Raw genomic sequence first — 25,487 nt, forward strand, 5'->3', positions numbered from 1 at the left:
GTTTCAGCCGACGGCGTTGCCTTCGACGCGGATGCCGGCGGCGCGCTTGTCCTCGCCCTTGGTCAGGTCACCGGTGACGACCTTGCCGTATTCGGTGCCGACCACCGCGCCGAGCTTCGCCTCACTGATCACATTGTTGGCGATCAGCGCGTTGCGCTCCTTCGGGACGAGGGAGACCGAAATCCCGATCCCGGTGCGTCGCACGACATTGCCGGTGGCGACGAGATTGCGCATCGCCCAGGACCAGCCGAGCGAGATACCAACCTCGCTGGCGTTCTCGATGACGTTGCCGGTCACCGCCGCTTCCGCCTCGACATGCACGCCGAGCCCGCCGACGAGCTCCTTGCCCTTCGGCGCGAACCCCCTTTGTGCATTGCGGATGATGTTGTTGGCAAAGACCGAGAGCCGCCCGCCATGGTCGAGATTGGTGATGTTGGCGCCCTGCGCGCAATCCTCGACCAGATTGTTGGCGATGATCGCGCCTTCGAAGGCGAACTCCGAGTAGAGACCGGTCTCGCCGCAGCGCCGGCCCTGATTGCCGAGGATCTGCACGCCGGAGCCGGAGTTGTTGCGGATGAAGGTCAGCGCGCAATCGCGCAGCGTATTGCCTTCGACCACGACACCGCCGGCACGGAACAGGCTGATGCCGTTGCCGTTCGGCCCGTCGCCGCCGGCATCGCTGCGGATGCGGTTGAGGCGGTTGCCGCGGATGAGGCTCTGCTCGTCTCCCGCCTGGCTGCGCCAGAGCTGGATGCCGTTATTGCCGCAATCCTCGACTGTGTTGGCCTCGATCGAAAGCCCGCGCGAATCCAGCGAGAACAGCGCCGAATCCCGCATCGAGCGGAAGCGGTTGCGCTCGATGCGGCCAGCGGTCCGGCTGAGCGTCAGCCCAACCGAGCCGGCATTGGCGAATTCGCAATCGGATAGGGCAAGGTCGAGCACCTCCTCGACATTGAGCAGGCCGGTGCGCTGGCCGAGTTTGATGTCGAGACCGTCGAGCACGATTCCGGAGATCGCAGTGCGTTTGATCCGCCGCGCCACCAGCATTGGCCCGGCCTGCGCGGCGACGAACTGGGTCGCGCCGGGCACGCCGATCAAGCGTGCATTCTCAGGCAGGACGACGTTGGCGATGCGGTAGCGGCCGGGCGCGACGATGAGCGGCGCGTCGCGCTTGACCGCTTCAACCAGAGCGTTCTGGAGAATGCGCGACTGGTCATCGGCGGAACCGGGGCGCAGGCCGAACTGCGTCGCCTCGAGCCCGAACGTGCCGAGCGGAACCGATGTGCTCGGGCGCGGCGCCTGTGCCAGCGCGGGACCGGCCGAAGCCGCAACCGTGCCGAAAAGGGCCGTGCGCAGCCAGTCGCGGCGCGAAAGCGTCATCGGAGCCTCCATCTCGCAACATGGCTTCAAGATATGTGCCGTCGACGGCGCAGCGTGAACTTACAGGCCGAGCGCCCTCGCGATCTCGTCGGCAGCCGCGGTCGGCGCCATCTCGCCGGCAGCGACGGCCGCTTCGAGCTTGGGCGTGCGCGCCTTCAGGGCCGGGTCGTGCCGGAGCTTGGCCTGCAGCCGGTCCTGCACCATCGCCCAGATCCATTTGACGTCCTGCCGCCGGCGCTTCTCGGCGATCAGGCCCTTCGCCTCGAAGCGATTGCGGTGCTCTTCGATCTTGGCCCAGAGTGCGTCGAGGCCGGCGCCGGTCAGGCCGGAGATCGTCACCACCGGCGTCGACCACAGCGGCGAGGTCGGCGCGAGGATGTGCAGCGCCGCCTTGTATTGCGCTGCGGCCGCGCGAGCCGCAGTCGCGCCCTCTCCGTCGGCCTTGTTGACTGCGAGCATGTCGGCGAGCTCGATGATGCCCTTCTTGATGCCCTGCAATTCGTCGCCGGCATTGGGCAGCATCAGCACCAGGAAGAAATCGGTGAGATCGGCGACCGCCGTCTCCGACTGGCCGACGCCGACGGTCTCGACCAGGATGACGTCGAAGCCGGCGGCTTCGCAGAGCAGCATCGTCTCGCGCGTCTTGGCCGCGACGCCGCCGAGCGTGCCGGAGGAGGGCGAGGGGCGGATATAAGCGTTCGGATCGACGGCGAGCTGCGCCATCCTGGTCTTGTCGCCGAGGATGGAACCGCCGCTGCGTGTCGAGGACGGGTCGACCGCGAGCACGGCGACCTTGTGGCCTTGGCTGGTCAGGTAGCTCCCAAGTGCGTCGATCGTCGTCGACTTGCCGACGCCGGGCACGCCGGTGATGCCGACGCGGATCGCCTTGCCCGTATGCGGCAGAAGGCGGGACAGAAGCACCTGCGCCTGTTCGCGATGGTCGGCCCGCCGGCTTTCCGCGAGCGTGATCGCCCGCGCCAGCGCCGCGCGCTCGCCCGCCAGAATCGCATCGCCGAGCGCTGCAAGATTGACCATGCTCCGCTGGTAGCAAGAGAGCGCTCATAGCGGAAGCGAGGCTTTTGGAGACAGCAGTGTCATCCCGGCTCTTGCCAAGCGACGGGGAGGGTGAGACGAGTCGCGCCGGTTGGGAGAGCGTGTCTCGTGTCCGGCTTGCGGTCTTTGGTTCTCGCCTCGCTGTTGTCGCTTGTGCTCGCCGCCTGCGGTGGCCCGCCGCGCGTATTGGTCGTTTCAGCCGCCAGGCCCGAGGATACCGCCGGCACGGTCCGCATCTTCGTCGCGACCTCGCGCGCCTCGACCAAGCAACCCGAATATTTCAGCGGTGAGCGCAGTTCGGCGGTCGGCTTCGCCCGGCTGGATATCAGCGTGCCGCGCAGTCATCAGGTCGGCCAGCTCGAATTGCCGGGCAGCGTCACGAGCGCCGGAGATCCTGCCAGCCATTTCACCGTCAGCGCCGTCGAGCGTCTCTCCGAGCCGGAGATGCTGAAAGAGGTGAAGGCGGCGGTCGCCGGGCGTCCGTCGGCCGAGCGCGAGGTGCTCGTCTTCGTCCACGGCTTCAACACCAATTTCGCCGATGCCGCTTTTCGATTCGCCCAGATCGTCACCGATTCCGGCTTCAAGGGCGTGCCGGTGCTGTTCACCTGGCCGTCACGCGCCCAGATCCTGTCCTATCCCTATGATCGTGACAGTGCCGATTTTTCGCGCGATGCGCTCGAAACCGGCTTGCGCGTGATCGCCCGCGATCTCGGCGCCAACCGCTTCGATATCCTGGCGCATTCGATGGGGACGCTGCTGACGGTCGAGACGTTGCGGCAGGCGGCGATCCGCGGCGACGGCAGCTTCGGCGGCAAGCTGCGCAATGTCATGCTGGCGGCGCCCGACATCGACCTCGACGTCTTCAAGACCCAGCTCGCCGCGATCAAGCGGCCGGTGACCGTCTTCGTCTCGTCGGATGATCGCGCGCTCGATTTCTCGCGCCAGTTCGCCGGCGACAAGACCAGGCTGGGCGCGATCTCCGACAAGGATACGGAGGTCGTCGCCGATCTGCGCAAGGCCGGCGCGACGATCATCGACCTTTCGAAAGACCGCAGCGGCGATGACTATAATCACGGCAAGTTCGCGACGACCCCGCGCATCGTCCAGATGATCGGAAAGCGGCTTGGCGACGATGGGCTGGAGGGCGGAACGGGCGGCGGCGTGCTCGGGCTCGATCCCAAGGCCTCCCCCTCTTTCGTAGCTCGGGACAAGTAGCTGCCCCATTCTGGCCGCGTTGGTCTGGCCTTAAGGGTTTCGCGGCCAGAAGGTTCGCACCCCCCATTCTTGGACCTAGCCAGTGATCTCGCCTTCGCGACATGCCGTCTCACGCCGCTCCTTCGTCGCCTTCCTCGGGCTGGGGCTGGCTGGCTGCGGCCAGAGCGAGGCGTCGATCTCGCCCTTCGTCGGGCCGGCGGATTCGTCCAGTTTCGGTAAGGAGCCGCAGCTGCTCGTCGCGACGACGCGCAAGCCGACGGGCGATCGCGCGCCCTATTTTGCTTCCGAGCGCGGCAGCGGACTGACCTTTGCCGAGGTCAGGCTGTCGGCGCCGGGACGCGGCGTCGCCGCGCAGGTGAGTTCCGTCGTCAGTGGCGACTGGGCCGTGCTCGGCGTGACCCGGCGCAGCGCGACCGATGCCGCCCGGGCCTTTGCCGATTCCGCGACCGGCCGCGACGTGCTGCTCTATGTCCACGGTTTCAACGAAACCTTCGAAACGGCCGCGCGCAGCGCCGGCCAGCTCTCGCACGCGCTCGCGTTCGAGGGGCGCACCGCGCTCTTCACCTGGCCATCCGGCAGCGGGCTGCTCGCCTATGCCTATGACCGGGAGAGCGCGCTCTGGTCGCGCGATGGCTTCGTCCAGACCCTGAAGGCGCTGGTCGCCAACCCGACGATCGGGCGGATCAACATCGTCGCGCATTCGATGGGCAGCTTCCTCACGCTGGAAGGCCTGCGCGAGCTGCGCGATTTCGAAGGTCTTTCCGACCGGATCGGCGCTGTCGTGCTGGCCTCGCCCGATGTCGACATCGATGCCTTCGAGCAGACCGTGCCGAGGCTCGGCTCGATTGCCCGGCGGATGACCGTGATCATCGATCCCGGCGACAAGGCGCTCGCGGTCTCATCGCGCATCGCCGGCGGTGTCGCCCGCGCCGGTGCTGCCGACCGCGAGCGGCTGGAGCAACTCGGCGTGCGCGTTGCCGACACGTCTGGCCGCGGCTGGAGCCTGCTGCGCCACGACCTCTTCCTGACGAACAGCGAGGTCACGCAGGTCGTGCGCCGCGCGATCGACCGGTCGCAATCCTGACCCGGAGGCCGGAGCCCCCGGGCCAGCTATCTTGGTTCAGCCAGCCGGCTTGAGCGCGATGACGGAACGCGCCGCCTTCTCGATCGCTTCCCGCGAATAGAGCAGCGGCGCGTAGTCACCAGCCGCCCAGAGCGGCGCAAGATCGCGATAATGCGGGCTGTAGGCGTCGCCGGACTGCCCGGGCGTGTTGATGAAGCGGCTCTCGTCCCACTTGCCGACGTCCAGCACCATGCGGAACGAGGCACCCGCCGTGACCTTGAAGTCGGAGATCCGGTAGGAGGCTGCGCGCGGGCTGAAGGCCGAGCCACCCATGGCGAGCCGGCCGACATTGAGCTGTGCGCGGTCGGGGCCGCCGGCGAGAGGCGAGAGTGCATGATCGAACTGGGCGTGGTGGATCTTGCCCCAGTTCCAGCTTGCCGTATCCGGGCCGAGCGACTGGCGCAGTTCCTCCATCGCCGCTTTCAGCGTCTCCAGCAGCAGGGCATCGCGCGCAGCCTTCGGGTTGGCGCCGAGCGCGCTGTCGGGGGCCTCGAGATAGGCGACGACCGCAGCCACATCGAGCGGACCGATCACGCTGCGCGCCTTTTCCGGCACCGCCTTCGCCGTCAGCGCGCGGCCGAGATGCTTGCTCATCCAGACCTCGGACAGCGCGGCGGCAGCGCTGTCGACCGCGATCTCGTGGTTCCAGCCCTTGATCAGCTTCAGGCCTTCGGCCGTCACGGAATCGTCCGATGACAGCGGCGCGAGCAGGGCGGCGAGCTTGCGGGCATTGTCCGAGCTGTCGTCGTTCTGCAGTGCCATCGCATCGGCCAGTGTCACCTTGCCCTTCGTCCCCAGCACGGCCTTGATCCGGTTGATCCGCGACGGATCCGACCATTCGAAGCCGATCCGCTTGGCCAGCAGCGGATGATCCTTCGGGATGTTCATCTCGTTGGCGGTAGCGAAGAAGCCGTCGGTCGGGTTGTAGACCTCGGGCAATTCGCCGGCTTTCATGAACCCGGTCCATTCGTAGCGGCCATCGCCGGGAACCGGCATCAGGCCGTCATGGTTCGGCCGCTGCGGCGCGCGCCCGCCGACGATCCAGCCGATATTGCCCTTGTTGTCGGCATAGACTTGGTTTTCGGATGGCGCGCCCCATTCCGCCATCGCCTTCTTGAAACCAGGCCAGTCCTTCGCCGTCATGTATTCGGCCGAGTTGAAATAGGCCGACGTGCCCGGCTCGAACCAGACCGTGCGGATAGCGAAGGCGCGCTTCTCGTCGGGCTCGGCCTTCATGATCGGGCCGTGGCGGGTGAATTTGAGCTCGATCTGGCGCGGTGCCTCGCCTTTCACCTCGATGGTGTCGTTGACGCTCCGCATCTCCTCCCAGCCGCTGCCATAGCGATACTGGTTCGGATTGGCCGGGTTGGTCTCGTAGACGTAGAGGTCTTCCTGATCGATCGCGAAGATCGTCAGGCCAAAGGCGATCTCGCCGTTATGGCCGATCGAGATGCCGGGCAAAGCAGGCTCGCCGGCGCCGATTACCGAGAGGCCTGGCGCATTGAGATGCACGACATAGCGCAGCGACGGCACGCCATGGGCGCGATGCGGGTCGTTGGCCAGGATCGGTCGACCGGTCGCAGTGCGGTTCGCGGCGATCGTCCAGTTGTTCGAGCCGATGGTGGAGATGCTGTCGCCGGCCGCAGCGAAGATGGCGTCGCGGTCGAGCGCGGCGCGCTTCTCACCGGGGGCGGCGAAGGTGACGTCGCGCGTCGCGAGATTGTAGTCGTCGAGGATATCCGGCTTGATCGCGCAGGGGTCGAGCCCCTCGGGCACCTTGGTCTTTACGCTCGGCTCCAGCACGCGCCGGAAGCGATCAGCCTCGACGCCGGCGGCGCAGGCGACGCGGGCGCGCACGACCTCGGACATCACGTTGCGGGTCAAGCCGTGGCTGCGGATCCGTACCACGTCCTCGGCGCTCCAGCGATCCGGCAAGGTGCCAGAGACGCGGAAATCGAGCGGCAGCGGCTGCTTGCCGGCCCTGACTTCATCGACGCGCGCATTGATGCCGGCGACGAAAGCGTCGGTATAGGCCTTGGCGTCGGGGCCATAGGCGGCCCATTCCTTGTCCATCTCGCCGCGATAGAGGAAGAGCCGGGCGGCGCGGTCCTGCGCGACATAGGACGGGCCGAAATCCTTCGCGAGGAGCCCGAGACCGCGCTTGCGCCAGAGATCGATCTGCCAGAGCCGGTCTCGTGCCGCATTGTAGCCTTGCAGGAACAGCGCATCGCGGGTGGAGGCTGCGTAGATATGCGCCACGCCCCATTGATCGAGGATGAGCTCCGCCGGCCCCTGCAACCCGGCGACGGCCTGCTCCGAGCGCTTGACTGCGCTCGAGAGCTCTGCCTGTGCGGGCAGGCATGCGGCAACCAGGACGGCGGCGATGGCAAACAGCGACGCTGCGCCGTTGGCGCGATCTGCTCTGCTCATGGTGTTCCTCCGTGCGGCTCGTCTTTGGCGACAGGCCTTGCCGGGGGAGCTTAGAAGCAGTCGGGGCGGCAACAACCGCACATGGTCACATGGCAGCCTTGCCGCCCCGGCATGTGGTGCGGATCATTTCTTGCGCCGTTGGCCGAGTTACAGCGGCGGCAGACCGACGCGCTTCTTGATCGTCGCCAGCGCGAAGTTGGATTCGACCGACTGGACGCATTTCAGCCGCGTCATCTTCTGCTTCAGGAAGCGCTCATAGCCCTCGATGCCGTCGGTCAGCACCCGCAGCAGATAGTCCTGGCTGCCGGTCATCAGGTAGCATTCGGCCACTTCGGGCCAGTTTTCGATCGCCTTCTCGAACTCGGCGATGTGGTCCTGGTTCTGCTGGCTGAGCCTGACCGAGACGAAGACGCTGAAGGGCAAGCCATAGGCTTTCGGATCGACGATCGCCGAATAGCCCCTGATGACGCCGGTCTCCTCAAGCCGCTTCAGCCGGCGCAGGCACGGCGTCGGCGACAGGCCGACCTTCTCCGACAGGTCCTGATTGGTGATGCGGCCATCTTCCTGCAGCAATGTCAGCATGCGGCGGTCGATCGTATCGAGCATGATCTGCTCCTCCGGGCGTTCAAGCAAGCAGGAAGCTGCAAAAACTTGCTCTAGAGCACCAGTGATCGTTCATGCAATGGCCTTAGGATCGTCCTAGGCTCGCGTCGCGGGTCACGCCGGCCGGCGAGGAGGCAGTCATGAGCGACGACAACTACCACAAGGACCGGATTGCCAATCGCCGGCTCCACCCCGAGACCCTGATGATGGGCTTCGGTTATTCCCCCGCCATGTCGGAAGGGTCGCTCAAGCCGCCGGTCTTCCTGACCTCGACCTTCGTTTTCGAGAACGCCCAGCAGGGCAAGGATTTCTTCGATCTGACGGCCGGCCGCCGCCAGCTCAAGCCGGGCGAGAAGTCCGGCCTGGTCTATTCACGCTTCAACCATCCGAACATGGAGATCCTCGAGGATCGCCTGGCGATCTGGGACGAGGCCGAGAAATGCGCCGTTTTTGCCAGCGGCATGGCGGCGATCGCGACGACCTGCTTTGCCTTCCTGCGGCCGGGCGACACCATCATCCACAGCCGGCCGCTCTATGGCGGCACCGAGACTCTGCTGAAGAACCAGATGGGCGCCTTCGGTGTCACGCCCTTCGGCTTCACCGACGGTATCGACGTTGCGCAGATGCGCGCGACGGCGAAGGCCGCAGCCGCCAAGGGCCGGGTCGCGATGATCCTGGTCGAGACGCCGGCCAACCCGACCAACGGGCTGGTCGATCTCGCCGCCTGCGCCGCGATCGCCGGCGAACTGGAAAAGTCGCAGGGCCATCGCCCGCCAGTGGTCGTCGACAACACCATGCTTGGGCCGATGTTCCAGAAGCCGCTGAAGCACGGCGCCGACCTCAGCCTGCTGTCGCTGACCAAATATGTCGGCGGTCACAGCGATCTCGTCGGCGGCTCGATCAGCGGCTCGGAAAAGCTGGTGCGGCAGGTCAAGGCCTGGCGTGGCTCGCTCGGCACGCAGCTCGATCCCAATTCCTGCTGGATGCTGATGCGCTCGCTCGAGACGCTGGACATCCGCATGAGCCGCTCGAACGAGAACGGCCGCAAGGTCGCCGACTATCTCGGCGCTCACCCGAAGGTCGCCAAGGTGCACTATCTCGGCAATCTCCAGGATGGCGACCCGCGCAAGCCGGTGTTCGACCGCCAGTGCAGCGCTCCGGGCTCGACCTTCGCCTTCGACGTCAAGGGCGGCGAGAAGGAAGCCTTCGCCGTGCTCGACAATCTCCAGATCATGAAGCTCGCGGTCAGCTTGGGCGGCACCGAGACGCTGGTCTCGCACCCCGCCGCGATGACCCATTCCGGCGTCGCCCGCGAATTACGCGAGGAGATCGGCCTCACCGATGCGCTGATCCGGATCTCGGTCGGCATCGAAAATATCGAGGACCTGATCTCGGATCTCGCCCAGGCGCTCGAAGCCGCGTGAGGGCAGGGCGGCGCCGCATCATCGTCGCGGCGCTCGCCGCCATGCTCTCGGCCGGTCCGGCTTGCGCCGAGCCGCAAACCGAGAGCGTGGCGCAAACCATCTGCCGATTGATCGAGGGCGCAGCGAAGACCCACGATCTGCCGGTCGCCTTCCTCACCCGGCTGATCTGGCGCGAAAGCAGTTTCCGGCCGCATGTCGTCAGCCCAGCCGGCGCGCAGGGCATCGCCCAGTTCATGCCGGGCACCGCGAACGAGCGCGGCCTCGCCGACCCGTTCGATCCCGAGGCGGCGATCCCGCATTCGGCCGCCTTCCTTGCCGCATTGAAGAACCAGTTCGGCAATCTCGGCCTCGCGGCGGCGGCCTATAATGGCGGGCCGAACCGCGTCGCGCGCTGGGTCGAGCGTGGCGGCTCGCTGCCTTACGAGACGCAGGCCTACGTTCGTTTCATCACCGGCCGCCCGGTCGAGGAGTGGCGGCTAGGAGCAGGCGAGATCCCGCCGCCGGCGACGCGGGAGGAGATCAACTGTCTGGCCACGGTCGCCTCGATCCGCATCACGACGCCGGCCGTGCTGGTTGAGGGCGCCTATGGTCCATTTGGTGTGCAGCTTGCCGGTAATACCTCGAAGGCGCGCGCCATCGCCTCCTATCAGCGTGTCGCCGCGCGCTTCGCCTCGCTGCTATCAGGCAAGCCGACCATGATTCTGGGTTCGGCCGTGGCGGGGCGGGGCAGGGGCCGGTTCTACCGCGTCAGGCTGCCGGCGCAGAGCCTGCGCGAGGCGACGGCGAGCTGCAATCGCCTGCGGCAGGCGGGCGGGGCGTGTCTGGTGCTGCGGAATTGATGGGGCGCGTCATTCTCGGGCGAAGCGAAGCGCAGACCCGAGAATCTCGTGACGAGAGGGCGCTGGTCGGAGCCTCTTCCGGCCTGAGATGCTCGGGTCAAGCCCGAGCATGACGCTATAGGCTCACCCGTCCCCAGCCCGGTAGCTTCAACGCCGGCCTTTGCAGGTCGACGCCGGCGACGAGGCCGAGCAGGTTGACCTCGACGCCCTCGACCCAGCCCAGCGTGACGCCCGCTAGCCCGTAGAGCGAGGCCTGCAAACCGGTGCGGCTCGGTGTGAGGCCGGCATAGAGGCCGTCCCCGCGCCAGTCCTTGCCGATCGCGGTTGGCGGCAGGGCGCGGCCGAGTTCCGGCACTTCGGCGAGGATATGCTGGACGAAGCTGTTCGAGTTCGGCCCCGGCCAGGCCGCATAGGAGCCATTCGTGCTGTAGCTGTAATTCTTCACAGCCTCGCGGATGCGCGGGATCAGCACCTCGGCTGCCTGCCCCCTGATCTCGCCGACGATCTCCGGGACGTTGCCGTACCAGCGGCCATCGGCGGCACGGACGTTCACGCGCACCGGATTGCCCCAGCCGACGACGTCGAAGCGGGTATAGGCCGAGGCGTTCTTCTCCTTCACCACCACCCAGGAATGATGAGCGAAGACGCCGCGCCAGCGGCCGACGCGGGCGGCGAAGACGTGAACCGTCGCTTCGGACTCGATGCTGGAGGCGGGCAGGAGCGCGGCGCTCGACCAGTCGGCGCGCGCCCAGTCGGACGCGAGCGGTTGCAACTGCCACCAGGCAGCATGCGTGCCGAGCGGCAGGAGGAAGACCAAGGCGAAGAGGAGGAGGAAGCGGCGGATCATGCTTCCACGGAAAATAGGTGGCGCGGCCCCAATGCCACAAGGCGCGACGGAGCATCGCCGATCACGAAATCGAGGTTGAGGCTTGGTAGCAAGCTGCTAGCCTGCGGGCGCGAAATCTAAAGGAGGGGCAGATTGCGCACGTTGACGTCGGTTATGCATGGGTTGGCCGCTGCGGCGGCTCTCGGGCTCGCTCTCGCAGCCGGCCCGGCAGGAGCGCAGGACAACAAGGAACTGCGCATCTTCAACTGGTCGGACTACGTCAATCCTGAAGTGCTCGACGCCTTCAAGAAAGAGACCGGCATCACCGTCGTCTACGACACCTTCGACCAGATGGAGACGGTCGAGACCAAGCTGCTCGCCGGCAAGACCGGCTACGACCTCGTCGTCGTCACCGCGTCGTTCCTGCCGAGGCACATCCCGCTCGGTCTCTACACGCCGGTCGATACCGCCAAGGTGCCGAACCTCAAGAACGCCTGGCCTGAGATCCAGAAGCGCTTGTCGAAATACGACCCCGGCAACAAGTTCGCCGTGAACTACATGTGGGGCACCACCGGGATCGGCTACAACGTCGCCAAGGTGAAGGAGCGGCTCGGCAACGACGCCGTGATCGACAGCTGGAACGTCGTCTTCGATCCCGAGAAGCTGAAGAAGCTCTCCAATTGCGGCGTGCATGTGCTCGACGCGGTCGAGGAGATGTTCCCGGCAGCGCTGCGTTATCTCGGGCTCGATCCCGATTCGAAGAACGAAGCCGATCTCAACAGGGCCGGTGAATTGCTGCGCAAGATCCGCCCGCACATCCAGAAGTTCCACTCGTCCGAGTACATCAACGCGCTCGCCAATGGCGATATCTGCCTGGCGGTGGGCTATTCCGGCGACGTGCTGCAGGCCAGGAAGCGTGCCAGCGAAGCCAAGAACAAGGTCGAGATCGCCTATGCGATCCCGAAGGAAGGCGCGCTGATGTGGTTCGATTCCTTCGTCATTCCGAAGGATGCGGGCAACCAGGAGGCGGCGCTGAAGTTCATCGACTTCGTCAATCGGCCGGAGATGGCGGCGAAGAATTCGGATTTCATCCAGTACGCCAACGGCAACATCGCCTCGAAGCCGCTGCTCTCGGCCGAGGTCCGCGACAATCCCGGCATCTATCCGCCGGACGCGGTGATGGGCCGGCTCTATACGATCACGCCCTACGACCAGAAGACGCAGCGGGTGGTCAACCGGCTGTGGACCCGCGTCAAGAGCGGCAGGTGAACAGGGATTCGAGTCGGCCGGAGGCGGGTGGAAGACGCGCCTCGCCCGGCAGCGTCCGGCGCGACTTCCAGCCGTGGAACGACCCTGCTGCCAAGCCGTTGGTCGAATTCCGCAACGTGACCAAGCGCTTCGGTGCGGTGGTGGCGGTCGATAGGCTGTCGCTCTCGATCCATGCCCGCGAGTTCTTTGCGCTGCTGGGACCGTCCGGCTGCGGCAAGACCACGCTGATGCGCATGCTCGCTGGTTTCGAGCAGCCCGACGAGGGCGAAATTCTGCTCGACGGTATCGACATCACGGGGGTGCCGCCGCATCGGCGGCCGGTCAACATGATGTTCCAGTCCTATGCGCTGTTCCCGCATCTGAGCGTCGGCGACAATATCGCCTATGGTCTCAGGCGCGAGGGCCTGCCCAGGACGGAGATCGCCGAACGGGTCGACGCCATGCTGGGCCGCGTCCGGCTGAAGGGGATGGAGAAGCGCCGGCCGGATCAACTTTCCGGCGGCCAGCGCCAGCGCGTCGCGCTCGCCCGCGCGCTGGTCAAGCAGCCAAAGCTCCTCCTGCTCGACGAGCCGCTCGGCGCGCTCGACAGGAAGCTGCGCGAAGAGACGCAATATGAGCTGATGGACCTCCAGGCCGATCTCGGCCTGACCTTCATGGTCGTCACGCACGACCAGGACGAGGCCATGACCATGGCCGACCGCATGGCGGTGATGGACCATGGCCGGCTGCTGCAGATCGCGCCACCGGACCTGATCTACGAGGCGCCGTCCAGTCGCTTCGTCGCGGCCTTTGTCGGCGACATCAACCTGATCGAGGGCAGGGTCACGGCCGTCGCTGGCGATCTCGTCACGCTGGAGAACCAGCCAGTAGGCGTGATCGAGCTCGACGAGGATGCGCCGAGCTGCCGGCCGGGCGATACGCTCACCATCGGCCTGCGTCCCGAGAAGATCGCGCTCAGCCATGACGAGCCGGGGCAGGGCGTCAACAAGGTCGCCGGCGAGATCTGGGACATCGGCTATCTCGGCGACATGACCATGGTCCAGGTCATGGTCGGCGGCGACGATGGCAAGCTCTTCAAGGTCTCGCTGACCAATCGCACGCGGCGCATCGAGCGGCCTTTCGCCTGGGAAGACAAGGTTTGGCTCTCCTGGGACGTCGAAGCCGGCATGGTGTTGGCGTCTTGAGCACGCCGGCTCCCAGAAACAGTGCGACCGGTCGCGGTTTCCTGGTCGCGGCCATCCCCTATCTCTGGCTGCTCGCCTTCTTCCTGGCGCCTTTCGTCATCGTGCTCAGGATCGCACTGTCGGACGCCGCGACCGACCAGCCGCCCTATGCGCCGCATTTCCCCGGTTTCGGCCAGCTCGGTGAATTCCTGAGCGCGCTCGATCTCGAGAATTTCCGCCTGCTCGGCGACGACCCACTTTACTGGCAGAGCTATCTCTCCTCGCTGCGCATCGCGGCGCTGACGACAGCGATCGCCCTCGCGATCGGCTACCCGCTCGCCTATGCCATGGCGCTGGCGCCGAAGCGCTGGCAGGGTATCCTGCTCGTCCTCGTCATCCTGCCGTTCTGGACCTCGTTCCTGATCCGCGTCTACGCCTGGATCGGCATCCTGCGGCCGGACGGCCTGCTCGACATGGCGCTGATGGGGATCGGGCTGACGAGCGAACCCTTGCGCCTGCTCAACACCGACGCCGCCGTGCTGATCGGCATGGTCTATTCTTACCTGCCCTTCATGGTCCTGCCGCTGTTCTCGACCTTGCAGAAGCTCGACGGCGCCTTGCTGGAAGCGGCTTCCGATCTCGGCGCCCCGCCGCTGACGACCTTCCTGACCGTGACCCTGCCGCTCTCGATTCCCGGCATCCTCGCCGGCTCGGCCCTGGTCTTCATCCCGGCGATCGGCGAATTCGTCATTCCCGACCTGCTCGGCGGTTCCTATACGCTGATGGTCGGCAAGGTGCTCTGGAACGAGTTCTTCTCGAACCGCGACTGGCCGCTCGCCTCGGCGGTGGCGATCGTGCTGCTCGTCGTCCTCGTCCTGCCGCTGATGCTGCTGCAGCGGGCGCGCGGAGCGGCATCATGAGGCGCTTCGGAGCGTTCCATCTCGCCGCGCTCGTCGCCGGCTTCGCCTTCCTCTATCTGCCGATCGTCGCGCTGGTCGCCTATTCCTTCAACGCCTCGCGGCTGGTCACGGTCTGGGGCGGCTTCTCGACGCATTGGTACGGAACGCTCTTCAGCAACCAGCCACTGCTCGACGCCGCCTGGCTGACGATCCGCGTCGCGCTGGTCTCGGCGACGCTGGCGACGATGCTTGGCACGCTCGCGGCGTTGGCATTGGCGCGCTACCGCGTCTTCGCCGGCCGAATGCTGTTCTCCGGCATGGTGATGGCACCGCTGGTGATGCCGGAGGTGATCACCGGCCTGTCGTTGCTGCTGCTCTTCGTCGCCGGCGATGTCGAGCGCGGCTACTGGACCGTCGTCATCGCCCACGCGACTTTCAGCCTCGGCTTCGCCTGCATCGTCGTGCAGGCGCGCCTCGCCGGCTTCGACCGTTCATTGGAGGAAGCCGCGCGCGATCTCGGCGCGACGCCGCTCGCGACCTTCGCCACCATCACCCTGCCGCTGATCTGGCCGGCGGTCGCGGCCGCCTGGATGCTCGCCTTCACGCTCTCGCTCGACGATCTCGTCATCGCGAGCTTCACCACGGGTCCCGGCGCGACGACGCTGCCGATGCGGCTCTATTCGGCGATCCGCCTCGGCGTCTCGCCCGAAATCAACGCTGCCTGCACGATCATGATCGCGGCGGTCGCGGTCGCGGTGATCGGCGCCTCCCTGCTGATGAAGCGCGAGGCGCTGGCGGGGCGTTGACTTAAACGCCGGGTGAACATCCCGCTCAAAATAGGTTCAGCCCGGCTGCGCGATGGTGCTTGCCAGAGCGGGAAGCCTTCCTGCTCCGGCAAGAGGAGACATGAAGATGTTTCGCACCCTCGCTTCCGCCGGCCTCATCGCTGCAGCTGTGCTCGGGATCAGCGCGGCATCCCCCAGCAAGGCCGAGGCAGGCGTCCTGATCCAGCAGGCCTATTATGACGGACCCGGCTATGGCTGGCGCGCGCCGCCAGCCTATGGCTACTGGGGCGTTCCCCGCTGGCGCCGCCAGTATGACGGTCCGCGCTTCTATGGCCCGCCGCCCCCGCCGCCGCGGTACTACCAGCGCTGGCGCGGCGGCTGGTAAATTTCGCAAGTCGGTGCAGCGCGGCGGCTCACTCCGCCGCGCTGCGCTGCGCGTAGCCCAGCCGCTGATTGAGCTCTTCCAGCAGCTTCTCGGCCGCGTCGGCGATGACGGTGCCGGGCGGGAAGATCGCGCTGGCGCCGGCTTCCATGAGCGCCTCGAAGTCCTGCGGCGGGATCACGCCGCCGACGACGATCATGATGTCGGGTCGGCCGGCCTTGGCGAGCGCTGCCTTCAGCTCCGGCACCAACGTCAGATGGCCGGCCGCCAGCGAGGAGACGCCGACGATATGGACATCGTTCTCGACGCCCTGGCGCGCGGCCTCGTCGGGCGTAGCGAAGAGCGGGCCGATATCGACGTCGAAGCCGAGATCGGCGAACGCCGAGGCGATCACCTTCTGGCCGCGATCGTGCCCGTCCTGGCCCATCTTGGCGACGAGGATCCGCGGGCGGCGCCCGTCCGCTTCCTCGAAGGCCTCGCACATCAGCTGCACGCGCGTCACGGCAGGGTTCATCTCGCCGACCTCCCGCTTGTAGACGCCCGAGATCGACTTGATCTCGGCGCGGTGGCGCCCGAAGACCGTCTCCATCGCCATTGAGATCTCGCCGACGGTCGCCTTGGCTCGCGCCGCCTTGACCGCGAGGTCGAGCAGATTGCCGTCGCTTTGCGCGCCATTGGTGAGGGCGGTCAAAGCCGCTTGCGTCTCGGTCTCGTTGCGCTCGGCCTTGAGCCGCTTGAGCTTGTCGAGTTGCTGCGCGCGGACCGAGGCGTTGTCGACCTTGAGCACGTCGATCGCCGCTTCGTTCTCGGGCTTGAAGATGTTGACGCCGATGATCGCCTGCTGGCGGCCGTCGATACGCGCCTGCGTCTTGGCGGCGGCCTCCTCGATGCGCAGCTTCGGGATGCCGGCCTCGATCGCCTTGGCCATGCCGCCCAGGGCCTCGACCTCCTGGATATGGCCCCAGGCCTTGGCGGCGAGCTCGGCGGTGAGGCGCTCGACATAATAGGAGCCGCCCCAGGGATCGATGATCCTTGTAGTGCCGCTCTCCTGCTGCAGCACGATCTGGGTGTTGCGGGCGATGCGGGCGGAGAAATCGGTCGGCAGCGCCAGTGCCTCGTCGAGCGCGTTGGTGTGCAGCGACTGCGTATGGCCTTGAGTCGCCGCCATCGCCTCGATCATCGTGCGCGGCACGTTGTTGAACACGTCCTGCGCCGTCAGCGACCAGCCCGAGGTCTGGCAATGGGTGCGCAGCGGCAGTGATTTCTCGTTCTGCGCCCCGAAATCCTTGACCAGCTTGGCCCAGATCAATCGCGCGGCCCTGAGCTTCGCGACCTCCATGAAGAAGTTCATGCCGATGGCCCAGAAGAAGGAGAGCCGTGGTGCGAAGACGTCGACGCCGAGGCCGGCGCGCTGGCCGGCGCGCATGTACTCGACGCCGTCGGCCAGCGTGTAGCCGAGCTCGAGGTCCTGCGTCGCTCCCGCTTCCTGCATGTGATAGCCGGAGATCGAGATCGAATTGAACTTCGGCATGTTGGCCGAGGTGTAGGCGAAGATGTCGCCGATGATCCGCATGGAGGGCGAAGGCGGGTAGATATAGGTGTTGCGGACCATGAACTCCTTGAGGATGTCGTTCTGGATGGTCCCCGAGAGCTTGGCCGCCGGCACGCCCTGTTCTTCCGCCGCGACGATGTAGAGCGCCAGCACCGGCAGCACGGCGCCGTTCATCGTCATCGACACGCTCATCTGGTCGAGCGGGATGCCGGAGAACAGCGTGCGCATGTCGTAGATCGAATCGATCGCGACGCCGGCCATGCCGACATCGCCGCCGACACGCGGATGGTCGCTGTCATAGCCGCGATGGGTCGCGAGATCGAAGGCGACCGAAAGGCCCTTCTGCCCGGCGGCGAGATTGCGCCGGTAGAAGGCGTTCGAATCCTCTGCCGTGGAGAAGCCGGCATATTGCCGGATTGTCCAGGGCTGGTTGACATACATGGTCGGATAGGGGCCGCGCAGATAGGGCGCGATGCCTGGAAGCGTATTGACGAAGGGCAGGCCGTCACGATCCGCAGCCGTGTAGAGCGACTTGACCGGGATGTCCTCCGGCGTCTGCCAGAGCTCGCCTGACGCGAGGGCAGGCGCCTGCTTGCTCACGGTATCGGCGAAGGCGAGCTTCGTGAAATCCGGGATTGCGGTCATGGCTTGCTCCCGTCTGGTCGGTCCCACCAATGGTGGAAATGATGCACCGGTCCGTGGCCGCGGCCAACCTTGACCGCGTCCGAAGCCGCAATCGCGGCGGAGATGTAGCGCTTGGCCAGCACCACCGCCTCGTTCAGCGCGATGCCGTGAGCGAGGCCGGAGGCGATCGCCGAGGACAGCGTGCAGCCGGTGCCGTGCGTATTCTGCGTCGCGATGCGGGGCGCGACCAGGCGTTCGCGCCGTCCGTCCTTGCCGATCAGGATGTCAACGCTGTCTTCGCCGGTGCCGTGGCCGCCCTTGACCAGGACATTGGCGGGCCCGAGCGCGAGCAACGCCTCTGCCTGTTCCGCTGCCGCATCCTCAGTCTCCGCGATAGCGGTTCCGAGCAAGGCGGCGGCCTCGGGTAGATTGGGCGTTACGATCGTGCAGAGCGGCAGCAGGCGCCGCTTCAAGGCTTCGATGGCGTCCTCCTGCAACAGGCGCCCGCCGGAGGCCGCGATCATCACCGGATCGAGCACGATGTTCTTCGCGCCATGACGTTCGAGCCCATCGGCGACAGTCTCGATCAGTTCAGCCGTGGCCAGCATGCCGATCTTGACCGCGTCGACCTTGAGATCGTCGAACACGGCGTCGATTTGCGCGGCGACGAAAGCGGCCGGAACCGGATGGATCGCGGTTACGGCGGTGGTGTTCTGCGCGGTCAGCGCGACGATGACGCTGGCGCCATAGACCTGATGCGCGGCGAAGGTCTTGAGGTCGGCCTGGATGCCGGCGCCGCCGCTGGAATCGGAGCCGGCAATGGTGAGTGCGATCGGCATGATCATCCCTTGCTCGTGCTGACCGGGGATATGGCAACGGCCAGGGCACTCTGCAGCACGGCGATGGCGTCGCAGCCGGCGAAGACGAAATTCGTCACGCCGGCCTCGCGCAGGGCAGTCTCCTGCTCGCCCGGGCGGCCAGCGACCCAGACCGTGGCGCCAGCGGCTGTTAGTGCCGTCGCGGCAGGGATGGCCTCGGCTGCATAAGCCTCATCGGAGCCGCAGAGGCAGGCGAGCTTCGCGCCCGAGGCGCGGAAGGCTGCGACGAGCGCGTCGAGATCGGTAGCTCCTGTCTTGGCGAAACCGTCGCCAGAAGGCGCAGCCATGCCCCCTGCCTCGAACAGGTTGCGGGCGAAGCCGGCGCGTGCGGCGAAACCGGCGATCGGCCCCAGCGTGGCGAGGAAGGCTTTCGGCCGCTCGCCAGCGGCCTCGGCGATATCGGCGCTGGCGCGCAGCGCTTCGAACGGCTCGGCCAGGCGGATGCTCGGCAGGGCCTCGACGGTGATTGCGTCGCTGGCCGTCTCACTGGTCGGCAGGGCGGCCGGAGGAGGTGCGAGCACCGACACTGAGGCTTCCGAAAGGTTCGGAAACTCGCTCGTCCCGGTGATCGGCTCGCGCCGGGTCGCGATGGCTTTCGCCCGGGTCGCCCGCTCGCGTCCGAGACCTGTCTGGACGTGGCCGTTGGCGAGAGCGGCGACGATGCCGGTCAGGCCATCGGCGCTTTCCGCTTCAAGGTCCTGGAATTTGCGCCAGCCTTGTTCGCACAGCGCCTGTGTCAGGGCTTCGAAGCCGCCGGCTCCGGCCGCGGGATCGGCGACACGCCAGAGATTGGCTTCTTCGAGAAGGATCAGCTGGGTATTGCGGGCAATGCGGCGGGCGAAGCCGTCGGGCAGGCCGAGCGCTGCGGTGAAGGGCTGCACGCCGATCGAATCCGCGCCGCCGACCCCGGCCGAGAAGGCGGCGATGGTGCCGCGCAGCAGGTTGACGTGAGGATCGCGCCGCGTCAGCGAGCGCCAGGCGGTCTCGGCATGGATGAAGACGGGCTTGGGATCGAGCCCGCAGGCGCGCTGCACCCGGTCCCAGAGCAGGCGCGCCGCGCGCAGCTTTGCGACGGTGACGAATTCGTCGGCATCGGCGACCAACGTGAAGGAGATGGCGTCGCGCGCCTCGGCGAGCGGGAGGCCCTGCGCCTCCAGCAGGCGCAGATAGGTCACCGCTGTCGCGAGCACCGCGCCGAGTTCCTGCCCTTCGGTTGCGCCGGCCTCATGCCAGATCCGGCCATCGGCGGCGAGGAAGGGGCCGGTGAAGCCGCGGGATTTCAATGTGCCGATCGTCTCGGCGATCCGCCTGCCGAGTTCGGGCAACTGAACCGCGAGCGCTCCCGAACTCGCGAGCACGCCGATCGGCTCCATGCCGAAATCGATCTGGAGCGAGGAGGGCGCATGGCCACGCCGCTCGACCAGATCGGCCAGCAGCAGCGCCTGTTTGCGGCCGCCGGGTGCCGGATCGAGCCGCAGCCTGACGAGATCGAGCATCACACCGTCGAGCACAGCGTCGAGCGCCTCGACCGAAGTCACTTCAAGCCCGAAACCGCGTGCCGCAGGAGCGCCGGCGAAGCTGAGGGTCAGCGAGTCGGCGCCCCCTTCGAGATCGGCAAGTGCAAGCTTCGCAGCTTCGGTCTCATCAGGGTGATCGACGCGCGCCGCGACGTGCCAGCGCCCGGCCTGCGCACGCAACGGGCGGGAGCTCGGCTCGGCTGCCGCCTCGTAGAGCGGTTCGATGCGGATGCCATCCGACGTCCGCCCGACCAGCTTCTTCTCGAAATCGGCGCCCTTGAGCACCTTGTCGACCGCGGCGCGCCACTGCGCTTCGCCCGGCGTGGGGAAGGCGTCCATGAAGGGCAGGTCGGCGAGGATGGTCGAGGTCATCAGCAACGAACTCCTTGCGCTTATTCCTCGGCCATTGTCGTCAGGCGATGGAATACGCGCCAGCTGGCGGCCCATTGTGCAGCCGCGAAGTCCTGATTGCCATGGCTCGCGACGAACGCAAATGCCCCGTTGGTCGGAAAGCCGTGCCGAAATGCCTATGTCCGCACCCGAAACTCCTAAGCCTGCAAACGAAAACGCCGCCCCGTAAGGGCGGCGTCATGAAATTCTGCGGAGTATTATGCGGCTCAGACGAACTGGCCGAGGCCCGGGATCGCGCCGACGATCGCGCCCATCGTGTCTTCGCCCGCCTTCTCGCGGCCGACCGCGAACATCTCCTTGGAGACGGTCTGGATCTGGCCCATCGACAGGCCGGCGCCCATCAATTGGCCGCCGAGCGCCATCACGCCGCCGCCACCGCCCATCAGGCCGCCGATCGTGCCGAGCAGGCCGCCCTTGGCGCCGCCTTCGGCTTCGGCGAGGTCCTGGGCGCCCGGCAGCGCTCCCATTAGCTGACCGATTTCGGTCGCAGGACCTTCCTTCTGCAGGAAAGCGAGGATGATGCCGATCGCCTTTTTCGCCAGCGACTCATCGAGGCCGGAAGCGGCCATGATGCGGGAGATCAGTTCATCCATCGTGCGGTCCTCTCTTGCCGAGTCATCCGGCGTTCCGGAGGATAGTTTATACATAAACTATCCCGGGTGGAAGCGATCTTCATGCTTCCGCCCAAGTTCTCGTTTCGCTACACCCATTCCACGACCTTTTGGCAACGGAACAGGCGCGACCATGGCGGATGACGGCACGATCCTGATCGGCAAGAGCGAGAAGCCGGAGGTGCTGCTGCTCAAGCTCGCCAACCGCCACGGCCTGGTCACGGGTGCGACAGGCACCGGCAAGACGGTGACGCTGCAGGTTCTGGCGGAAGGCTTTGCCAAGCACGGCGTGCCGGTCTTCGCTGCCGACATCAAGGGCGATCTCTCCGGCATCGCCGCGCCGGGCAATTCCAAGCCGCCCTTCGTCAAGCGCGCCGAGGAGCTCGGGCTGAAATACGAGCCCGATCAGTTCACCACCGTGTTCTGGGACGTGTTCGGCGAGCAGGGCCATCCGGTCCGCGCCACGATCTCGGAGATGGGGCCTCTGCTGCTGGCGCGCCTGCTCGACCTCAACGACACCCAGGAGGGCGTGCTCAACATCGCCTTCCGCATCGCCGACGAGCAGAAGCTCCTGCTGCTCGACCTCAAGGACCTGCGCGCGATCCTCGCCTTCATCGCCGAGAATGCGCAGGAGCTGACGACCAAATACGGCAACGTCACCTCCGCCTCGGTCGGCACGATCCAGCGCGCTTTGCTCGTGCTGGAGAACCAGAAGGGCGACCTGTTCTTCGGCGAGCCGGCGCTCGACATCAACGACCTGATGAAGACCGACCGCGACGGCCGCGGCATCATCAACATCATGGCCGCCGACAAGCTGATGGCCAATCCGCGGCTCTACGCCACCTTCCTGCTCTGGCTGCTCTCGGAGCTGTTCGAGCAGCTGCCGGAGGTCGGCGACCTCGACAAGCCCAAGCTCGTCTTCTTCTTCGACGAGGCGCATCTGCTCTTCAACGGCGCGCCCAAGGCGCTGCTGACCGCGGTGGAGCAGGTGGTGCGGCTGATCCGCTCCAAGGGCGTCGGCGTCTATTTCGTCACGCAGAACCCGCTCGACATTCCCGACACCGTGCTGGCCCAGCTCGGCAACCGCGTCCAGCATGCCTTGCGCGCCTTCACCCCGCGCGATCAGAAGGCGGTCAGGGCTGCGGCCGAGACCTTCCGCCAAAACCCGAAGATCAACACCGAACAGGCGATCACCCAGCTCGCCGTCGGCGAGGCATTGGTCTCGACGTTGGAAGGCAGGGGCTCGCCGACCATGGTCGAGCGCTGCCTGATCGCCCCGCCGATGGCGCAGGTCGGGCCGATCACGCCGCAGGAGCGGACGCAGTGCATCCGCGACTCCGGCTTCACCGGCAAATACGACACGATGGTCGACAGGGACTCGGCTTACGAGGCACTGATGAAGCGCAAGGGGCTGAATTCCGACGGCTCGCCGGTCGAGGCTTCGACCGAAGGTGGCGGCGGCATCCTCGATACGATCGGCGGCTGGCTCGGCGGTGGCAGCGGCCAGCGCCCCAAGACCGGGCCGGGCAGCCGTGGCGGGCCGCTGCCGCAGAGCATGACCGAGAAGATCATCACCTCGGCGGCGCGCTCGGCCGCCACCTCGATCGGCCGGCAGGTCGGCACCGCGATCCTGCGCGGCGTGCTCGGCTCGCTCACGGGCGGGCGGCGGTAGCGGGGTTGGGCCTGCGCCTGGCAATTGTCGTTCAATTGCATTACATTCAGCTCCGGAAAGGAGCTTCGTCATGGCTACGAATGCCTTGGTGCAGGCACGTATCGACGCTGACGTGAAGGACCGCGCGACGGCGGTCCTGGAGGGCATGGGGCTCACCGTCTCCGACGCCGTGCGCATTCTGCTGACCCGCACGGCGAACGAGGGGGCGCTGCCGCTCGAACTCGTCAGCAACAGCGACGCGCATGATGCCTGGTTCCGCGCCAAGGTGCTGCAGGCCCTGGCGGATGAGCGTCCCGATATCGATGACGCCGAGGCCGAGGCACGTTTTGCCGAGCGGCGCGCTGCGGCCTATCGCAAGGTGTGAAGCGGCTGGTCTGGGCGCCGTTCGCCCTTGCCGATCGTGACGAGATCTTCAGCTACATCGAAGCCGATAACCCGAAGGCTGCCGCTGAGATCGACGAGCGGATTGCGTCTGCGGCGCGTCGGCTGCTCCGTTTTCCCGAGAGCGGTCGGCCCGGCAGAGTGGCAGGCACCCGCGAACTGGTCGTTCCACGTACGCCCTATATCGCCGTCTATGTCGTAACGGCCGACAAGATCCGCATTCTTCGCGTCCTTCATGGCGCTCGGATGTGGCCGGATGACATGGACAAGGTGTAGGCGGCCTCTGATACAGACCGGTATGCGCACGGACGGCTGGTATCGTCCGCGCGACTAGGCATGATGGCGCCACCGGAATCAGCCTCCAGTGAGCGCCCATGTCCCAGCTTCCCGCCATCCTGTCCCGCCTCGACGCCGATCTCGACACATCGCTGGCTCGCCTCTCGTCCTGGCTCGAGATTCCGTCGATCGGGACCGATCCGGCCTTCGATAACGACACACGCCGGGCGGCCGAATGGCTGCGTTCCGATCTGGAAGGGCTCGGCTTCAAGGCCGAGTTACGCGAGACCGGCGGCCACCCGGTCGTACTCGCGCATCGCCCGAAGCCCGGCGCGCCGCATGCACTGTTCTACGGCCACTACGACGTCCAGCCGGTCGATCCGCTCGATCTGTGGGCGAACGATCCGTTCAAGCCGGTCGTCAAGGAGATCGAGCCGGGGCGGAAGGCGATCCTCGCCCGCGGCGCCTGCGACGACAAGGGGCAGGTCATGACCTTCATCGAGGCGATCCGCGCCACGCTCGCCGAGACCGGCGACCTGCCGATCGGCCTCACCATCCTGGTCGAGGGCGAGGAGGAATCCGGTTCGGTCAACCTGCCGGGCTTCATCAAGGCCAATGCGGCGGAGCTGAAGGCCGATTTCGCGCTGGTCTGCGATACCGGCATGTGGGACCGCGTCACGCCGCTGATCACCTCGACCCTGCGCGGCATGGTCTATCAGGAGGTCAGGCTGACCGCGGCCGATCGCGATCTCCATTCCGGCCTGTTCGGCGGTGCCGCCGCGAACCCGATCCATGTGCTGACCAAGATCATCGCCGAGATCCATGACGAGACCGGCCGGATCACCATCCCCGGCTTCTATGACGGCGTGCACGAGCCGACCAATGCGCAGAAGGCGGAATGGGCCGATCTCAACCTGACCGAGAAGGAATTCCTCGGCCAGGTTGGGTTGAAGCACTCCGTCGGCGAACGCGGCCGCATGCTGATCGAGCAGATCCAGTCGCGCCCGACCTGCGACGTCAACGGCATCTGGGGCGGCTATACCGGGGAGGGCTCGAAGACGGTGATCGCCGCCAAGGCCTCGGCGAAGGTCTCCTTCCGCCTCGTCGGCGATCAGGATCCGGCGAAGATCGCCGCCGCCTTCCACCAGTTCGTGCGCGAGCGCCTGCCGGAGGACGTGACGGCCGAGTTCATCGGCCATTCCGGTTCGCCGGCGCTGGCCGTGCCGGTCGATTCACCGGTCCTGCAGAAGGCGCGCAAGGCCTTGGCCGAGGAATGGGGCGGCCGCGTCGTCAGCATTGGCAGCGGCGGCTCGATCCCTGTCGGTGGCGACTTCAAGCGCACGCTCGGGCTCGACACGCTCTTCGTCGGCTTCGGCCTCGATGACGACCGCGTCCATTCGCCGAACGAGAAATACGACCTGTCCTCCTTCCACAAGGGCCAGCGCTCCTGGGCCCGCATCTTGCAAGCACTCGCCTCATGAAATCCGTCTGTGTCTTCTGCGGCTCGAGTCCGGGCCATGATCCCGTCCACGCGCAGGGCGCCCGCGCCATGGGCGCCGCCATCGCCCAGCGCGGCCTGACACTGGTCTATGGTGGCGGCGCCGTCGGCCTGATGGGCATCGTCGCCAATGCCGCGCTTGAAGCCGGCGGCGAGGTCCATGGCGTGATCCCGCGGGCGCTGCGCGAGAAGGAGGTCGGCCACAACGCCCTGACCCGGCTCGAAGTGGTCGAGACCATGCACATCCGCAAGGCGCGCATGGCCGAGCTCTCCGACGGCTTCATCGCCATGTCCGGCGGCATCGGCACCTTTGAGGAGATCTTCGAGATCTGGACCTGGGGCCAGCTCGGCATCCACGGCAAGCCGCTCGGCTTCCTCAACATCGCTGGCTTCTACGACGCGCTCTTCGCCTTCCTCGACAACACCACCAAGGCCGGCTTCATGTGGCAGGCCCATCGCGACATGGCGATGATGGAGACCGATCCGGGCGCGCTGCTCGACAAGATGGAGGCCTACAGGCCGCAGACCCAGATCAAATGGGTGGAGAAGGCGGAGACCTGACGGCATCGCTATCGGATAGGAATTTTATCCTTGACATCGTGACGCTGATCGGGTAGAGATCAGGAACGCTCACGAACTGTGCCTGAGACGAACGAAGCCGCCGCGCTGTCCAGCC

General features: G+C 66.5%; 23 protein-coding genes. 14 read left to right on the forward strand and 9 right to left on the reverse strand.

Annotated features, from left to right (window positions below; translation table 11 throughout):
* Nucleotides 1–3: 3 nt before the first annotated feature.
* Together ACSQ3M_RS22660 and meaB are read right to left on the reverse strand one after the other, a co-directional pair.
* On the reverse strand, nt 4–1,380 hold the full coding sequence (locus ACSQ3M_RS22660) for a TIGR03808 family TAT-translocated repetitive protein (protein WP_436152336.1): 1,377 nt from the start codon (nt 1,378–1,380) through the stop codon (nt 4–6).
* A 60-nt stretch (nt 1,381–1,440) separates the two neighbouring features.
* Complete coding sequence (gene meaB, locus ACSQ3M_RS22665) at nt 1,441–2,415, reverse strand: methylmalonyl Co-A mutase-associated GTPase MeaB (RefSeq protein WP_436152337.1); 975 nt, start codon at nt 2,413–2,415, stop codon at nt 1,441–1,443.
* 126 nt (nt 2,416–2,541) lie between these two features.
* On the opposite strand from meaB, the gene ACSQ3M_RS22670 reads away from it, so the two are divergent.
* Both ACSQ3M_RS22670 and ACSQ3M_RS22675 read left to right on the forward strand, forming a co-directional pair.
* Nucleotides 2,542–3,648, forward strand: coding sequence for an alpha/beta hydrolase (locus tag ACSQ3M_RS22670; RefSeq protein WP_436152338.1), 1,107 nt, complete (start codon nt 2,542–2,544; stop codon nt 3,646–3,648).
* An 85-nt stretch (nt 3,649–3,733) separates the two neighbouring features.
* Nucleotides 3,734–4,732, forward strand: coding sequence for an alpha/beta hydrolase (locus ACSQ3M_RS22675; protein ID WP_436152548.1), 999 nt, complete (start codon nt 3,734–3,736; stop codon nt 4,730–4,732).
* Between the two features lie 36 nt (nt 4,733–4,768).
* On the opposite strand, the gene ACSQ3M_RS22680 is transcribed toward ACSQ3M_RS22675, so the two are convergent.
* Together ACSQ3M_RS22680 and ACSQ3M_RS22685 are read right to left on the reverse strand one after the other, a co-directional pair.
* Nucleotides 4,769–7,201 carry a penicillin acylase family protein gene (locus ACSQ3M_RS22680; protein ID WP_436152339.1) on the reverse strand — a complete coding sequence of 811 codons (2,433 nt, stop codon included), beginning with the start codon at nt 7,199–7,201 and terminating at the stop codon, nt 4,769–4,771.
* Nucleotides 7,202–7,348: 147 nt separating this feature from the next.
* Nucleotides 7,349–7,807: an Lrp/AsnC family transcriptional regulator gene (locus tag ACSQ3M_RS22685; protein ID WP_436152340.1), complete on the reverse strand. Its 459-nt coding sequence runs from the start codon at nt 7,805–7,807 to the stop codon at nt 7,349–7,351.
* Between the two features lie 137 nt (nt 7,808–7,944).
* Between ACSQ3M_RS22685 and ACSQ3M_RS22690 the strand changes: the two genes are divergently transcribed.
* Nucleotides 7,945–9,228: a cystathionine gamma-synthase family protein gene (locus ACSQ3M_RS22690; protein ID WP_436152341.1), complete on the forward strand. Its 1,284-nt coding sequence runs from the start codon at nt 7,945–7,947 to the stop codon at nt 9,226–9,228.
* Nucleotides 9,229–9,269: 41 nt separating this feature from the next.
* Nucleotides 9,270–10,067, forward strand: coding sequence for a lytic transglycosylase domain-containing protein (locus ACSQ3M_RS22695; protein ID WP_436152549.1), 798 nt, complete (start codon nt 9,270–9,272; stop codon nt 10,065–10,067).
* A gap of 115 nt (nt 10,068–10,182) precedes the next feature.
* Here the strand turns inward: ACSQ3M_RS22695 and ACSQ3M_RS22700 are convergent, their stop codons facing one another.
* Nucleotides 10,183–10,914 carry a DUF3750 domain-containing protein gene (locus tag ACSQ3M_RS22700; RefSeq protein ID WP_436152342.1) on the reverse strand — a complete coding sequence of 244 codons (732 nt, stop codon included), beginning with the start codon at nt 10,912–10,914 and terminating at the stop codon, nt 10,183–10,185.
* A gap of 153 nt (nt 10,915–11,067) precedes the next feature.
* Between ACSQ3M_RS22700 and ACSQ3M_RS22705 the strand changes: the two genes are divergently transcribed.
* From ACSQ3M_RS22705 to ACSQ3M_RS22725, 5 genes are all read left to right on the forward strand, one after another.
* Nucleotides 11,068–12,162: a polyamine ABC transporter substrate-binding protein gene (locus tag ACSQ3M_RS22705; RefSeq protein ID WP_436152550.1), complete on the forward strand. Its 1,095-nt coding sequence runs from the start codon at nt 11,068–11,070 to the stop codon at nt 12,160–12,162.
* On the forward strand, nt 12,159–13,346 hold the full coding sequence (locus ACSQ3M_RS22710; RefSeq protein WP_436152343.1) for an ABC transporter ATP-binding protein: 1,188 nt from the start codon (nt 12,159–12,161) through the stop codon (nt 13,344–13,346). Before ACSQ3M_RS22705 ends, ACSQ3M_RS22710 begins: the two co-directional genes overlap by 4 nt.
* The gene (locus tag ACSQ3M_RS22715; protein WP_436152344.1) at nt 13,343–14,245 is read left to right on the forward strand and encodes an ABC transporter permease; all 903 of its coding nucleotides are present in this window, start codon (nt 13,343–13,345) and stop codon (nt 14,243–14,245) included. Before ACSQ3M_RS22710 ends, ACSQ3M_RS22715 begins: the two co-directional genes overlap by 4 nt.
* Complete coding sequence (locus tag ACSQ3M_RS22720) at nt 14,242–15,030, forward strand: ABC transporter permease (protein WP_436152345.1); 789 nt, start codon at nt 14,242–14,244, stop codon at nt 15,028–15,030. The genes ACSQ3M_RS22715 and ACSQ3M_RS22720 overlap by 4 nt, the downstream gene beginning before the upstream one ends.
* A gap of 106 nt (nt 15,031–15,136) precedes the next feature.
* Nucleotides 15,137–15,394 (forward strand): hypothetical protein, encoded by a 258-nt coding sequence (locus ACSQ3M_RS22725; protein WP_436152346.1) that lies wholly within the window; start codon nt 15,137–15,139, stop codon nt 15,392–15,394.
* 28 nt (nt 15,395–15,422) lie between these two features.
* Here ACSQ3M_RS22725 and scpA read toward each other — a convergent pair whose 3' ends face one another.
* The 4 genes from scpA to ACSQ3M_RS22745 all read right to left on the reverse strand — a co-directional run bounded on the left by scpA (nt 15,423) and on the right by ACSQ3M_RS22745 (nt 20,966).
* Nucleotides 15,423–17,588: a methylmalonyl-CoA mutase gene (gene scpA / locus ACSQ3M_RS22730; RefSeq protein WP_436152347.1), complete on the reverse strand. Its 2,166-nt coding sequence runs from the start codon at nt 17,586–17,588 to the stop codon at nt 15,423–15,425.
* On the reverse strand, nt 17,585–18,412 hold the full coding sequence (gene thiD / locus ACSQ3M_RS22735; RefSeq protein ID WP_436152348.1) for a bifunctional hydroxymethylpyrimidine kinase/phosphomethylpyrimidine kinase: 828 nt from the start codon (nt 18,410–18,412) through the stop codon (nt 17,585–17,587). Before thiD ends, scpA begins: the two co-directional genes overlap by 4 nt.
* Nucleotides 18,409–20,334: a methylmalonyl-CoA mutase subunit beta gene (locus ACSQ3M_RS22740; protein ID WP_436152349.1), complete on the reverse strand. Its 1,926-nt coding sequence runs from the start codon at nt 20,332–20,334 to the stop codon at nt 18,409–18,411. The genes thiD and ACSQ3M_RS22740 overlap by 4 nt, the downstream gene beginning before the upstream one ends.
* Nucleotides 20,335–20,579: 245 nt before the next feature.
* Nucleotides 20,580–20,966, reverse strand: coding sequence for a DUF2267 domain-containing protein (locus ACSQ3M_RS22745; RefSeq protein WP_436152350.1), 387 nt, complete (start codon nt 20,964–20,966; stop codon nt 20,580–20,582).
* Between the two features lie 151 nt (nt 20,967–21,117).
* Here ACSQ3M_RS22745 and ACSQ3M_RS22750 point away from each other — a divergent pair, with 151 nt between their 5' ends.
* From ACSQ3M_RS22750 to ACSQ3M_RS22770, 5 genes are all read left to right on the forward strand, one after another.
* Nucleotides 21,118–22,656 (forward strand): helicase HerA-like domain-containing protein, encoded by a 1,539-nt coding sequence (locus ACSQ3M_RS22750; protein ID WP_436152351.1) that lies wholly within the window; start codon nt 21,118–21,120, stop codon nt 22,654–22,656.
* A 70-nt stretch (nt 22,657–22,726) separates the two neighbouring features.
* Nucleotides 22,727–23,020, forward strand: a complete 294-nt coding sequence (locus ACSQ3M_RS22755) for a type II toxin-antitoxin system RelB/DinJ family antitoxin (protein ID WP_436152352.1) — start codon at nt 22,727–22,729, stop codon at nt 23,018–23,020.
* Complete coding sequence (locus ACSQ3M_RS22760; protein ID WP_436152353.1) at nt 23,017–23,313, forward strand: type II toxin-antitoxin system RelE/ParE family toxin; 297 nt, start codon at nt 23,017–23,019, stop codon at nt 23,311–23,313. Before ACSQ3M_RS22755 ends, ACSQ3M_RS22760 begins: the two co-directional genes overlap by 4 nt.
* A gap of 98 nt (nt 23,314–23,411) precedes the next feature.
* The gene (locus ACSQ3M_RS22765; protein ID WP_436152354.1) at nt 23,412–24,794 is read left to right on the forward strand and encodes a M20/M25/M40 family metallo-hydrolase; all 1,383 of its coding nucleotides are present in this window, start codon (nt 23,412–23,414) and stop codon (nt 24,792–24,794) included.
* The gene (locus tag ACSQ3M_RS22770) at nt 24,791–25,372 is read left to right on the forward strand and encodes a TIGR00730 family Rossman fold protein (protein WP_436152355.1); all 582 of its coding nucleotides are present in this window, start codon (nt 24,791–24,793) and stop codon (nt 25,370–25,372) included. The genes ACSQ3M_RS22765 and ACSQ3M_RS22770 overlap by 4 nt, the downstream gene beginning before the upstream one ends.
* The last annotated feature ends 115 nt before the right edge of the window (nt 25,373–25,487 follow it).

This window comes from Allobosea sp. LjRoot90 (genome assembly GCF_964254315.1).
GTDB lineage: Bacteria > Pseudomonadota > Alphaproteobacteria > Rhizobiales > Beijerinckiaceae > Allobosea.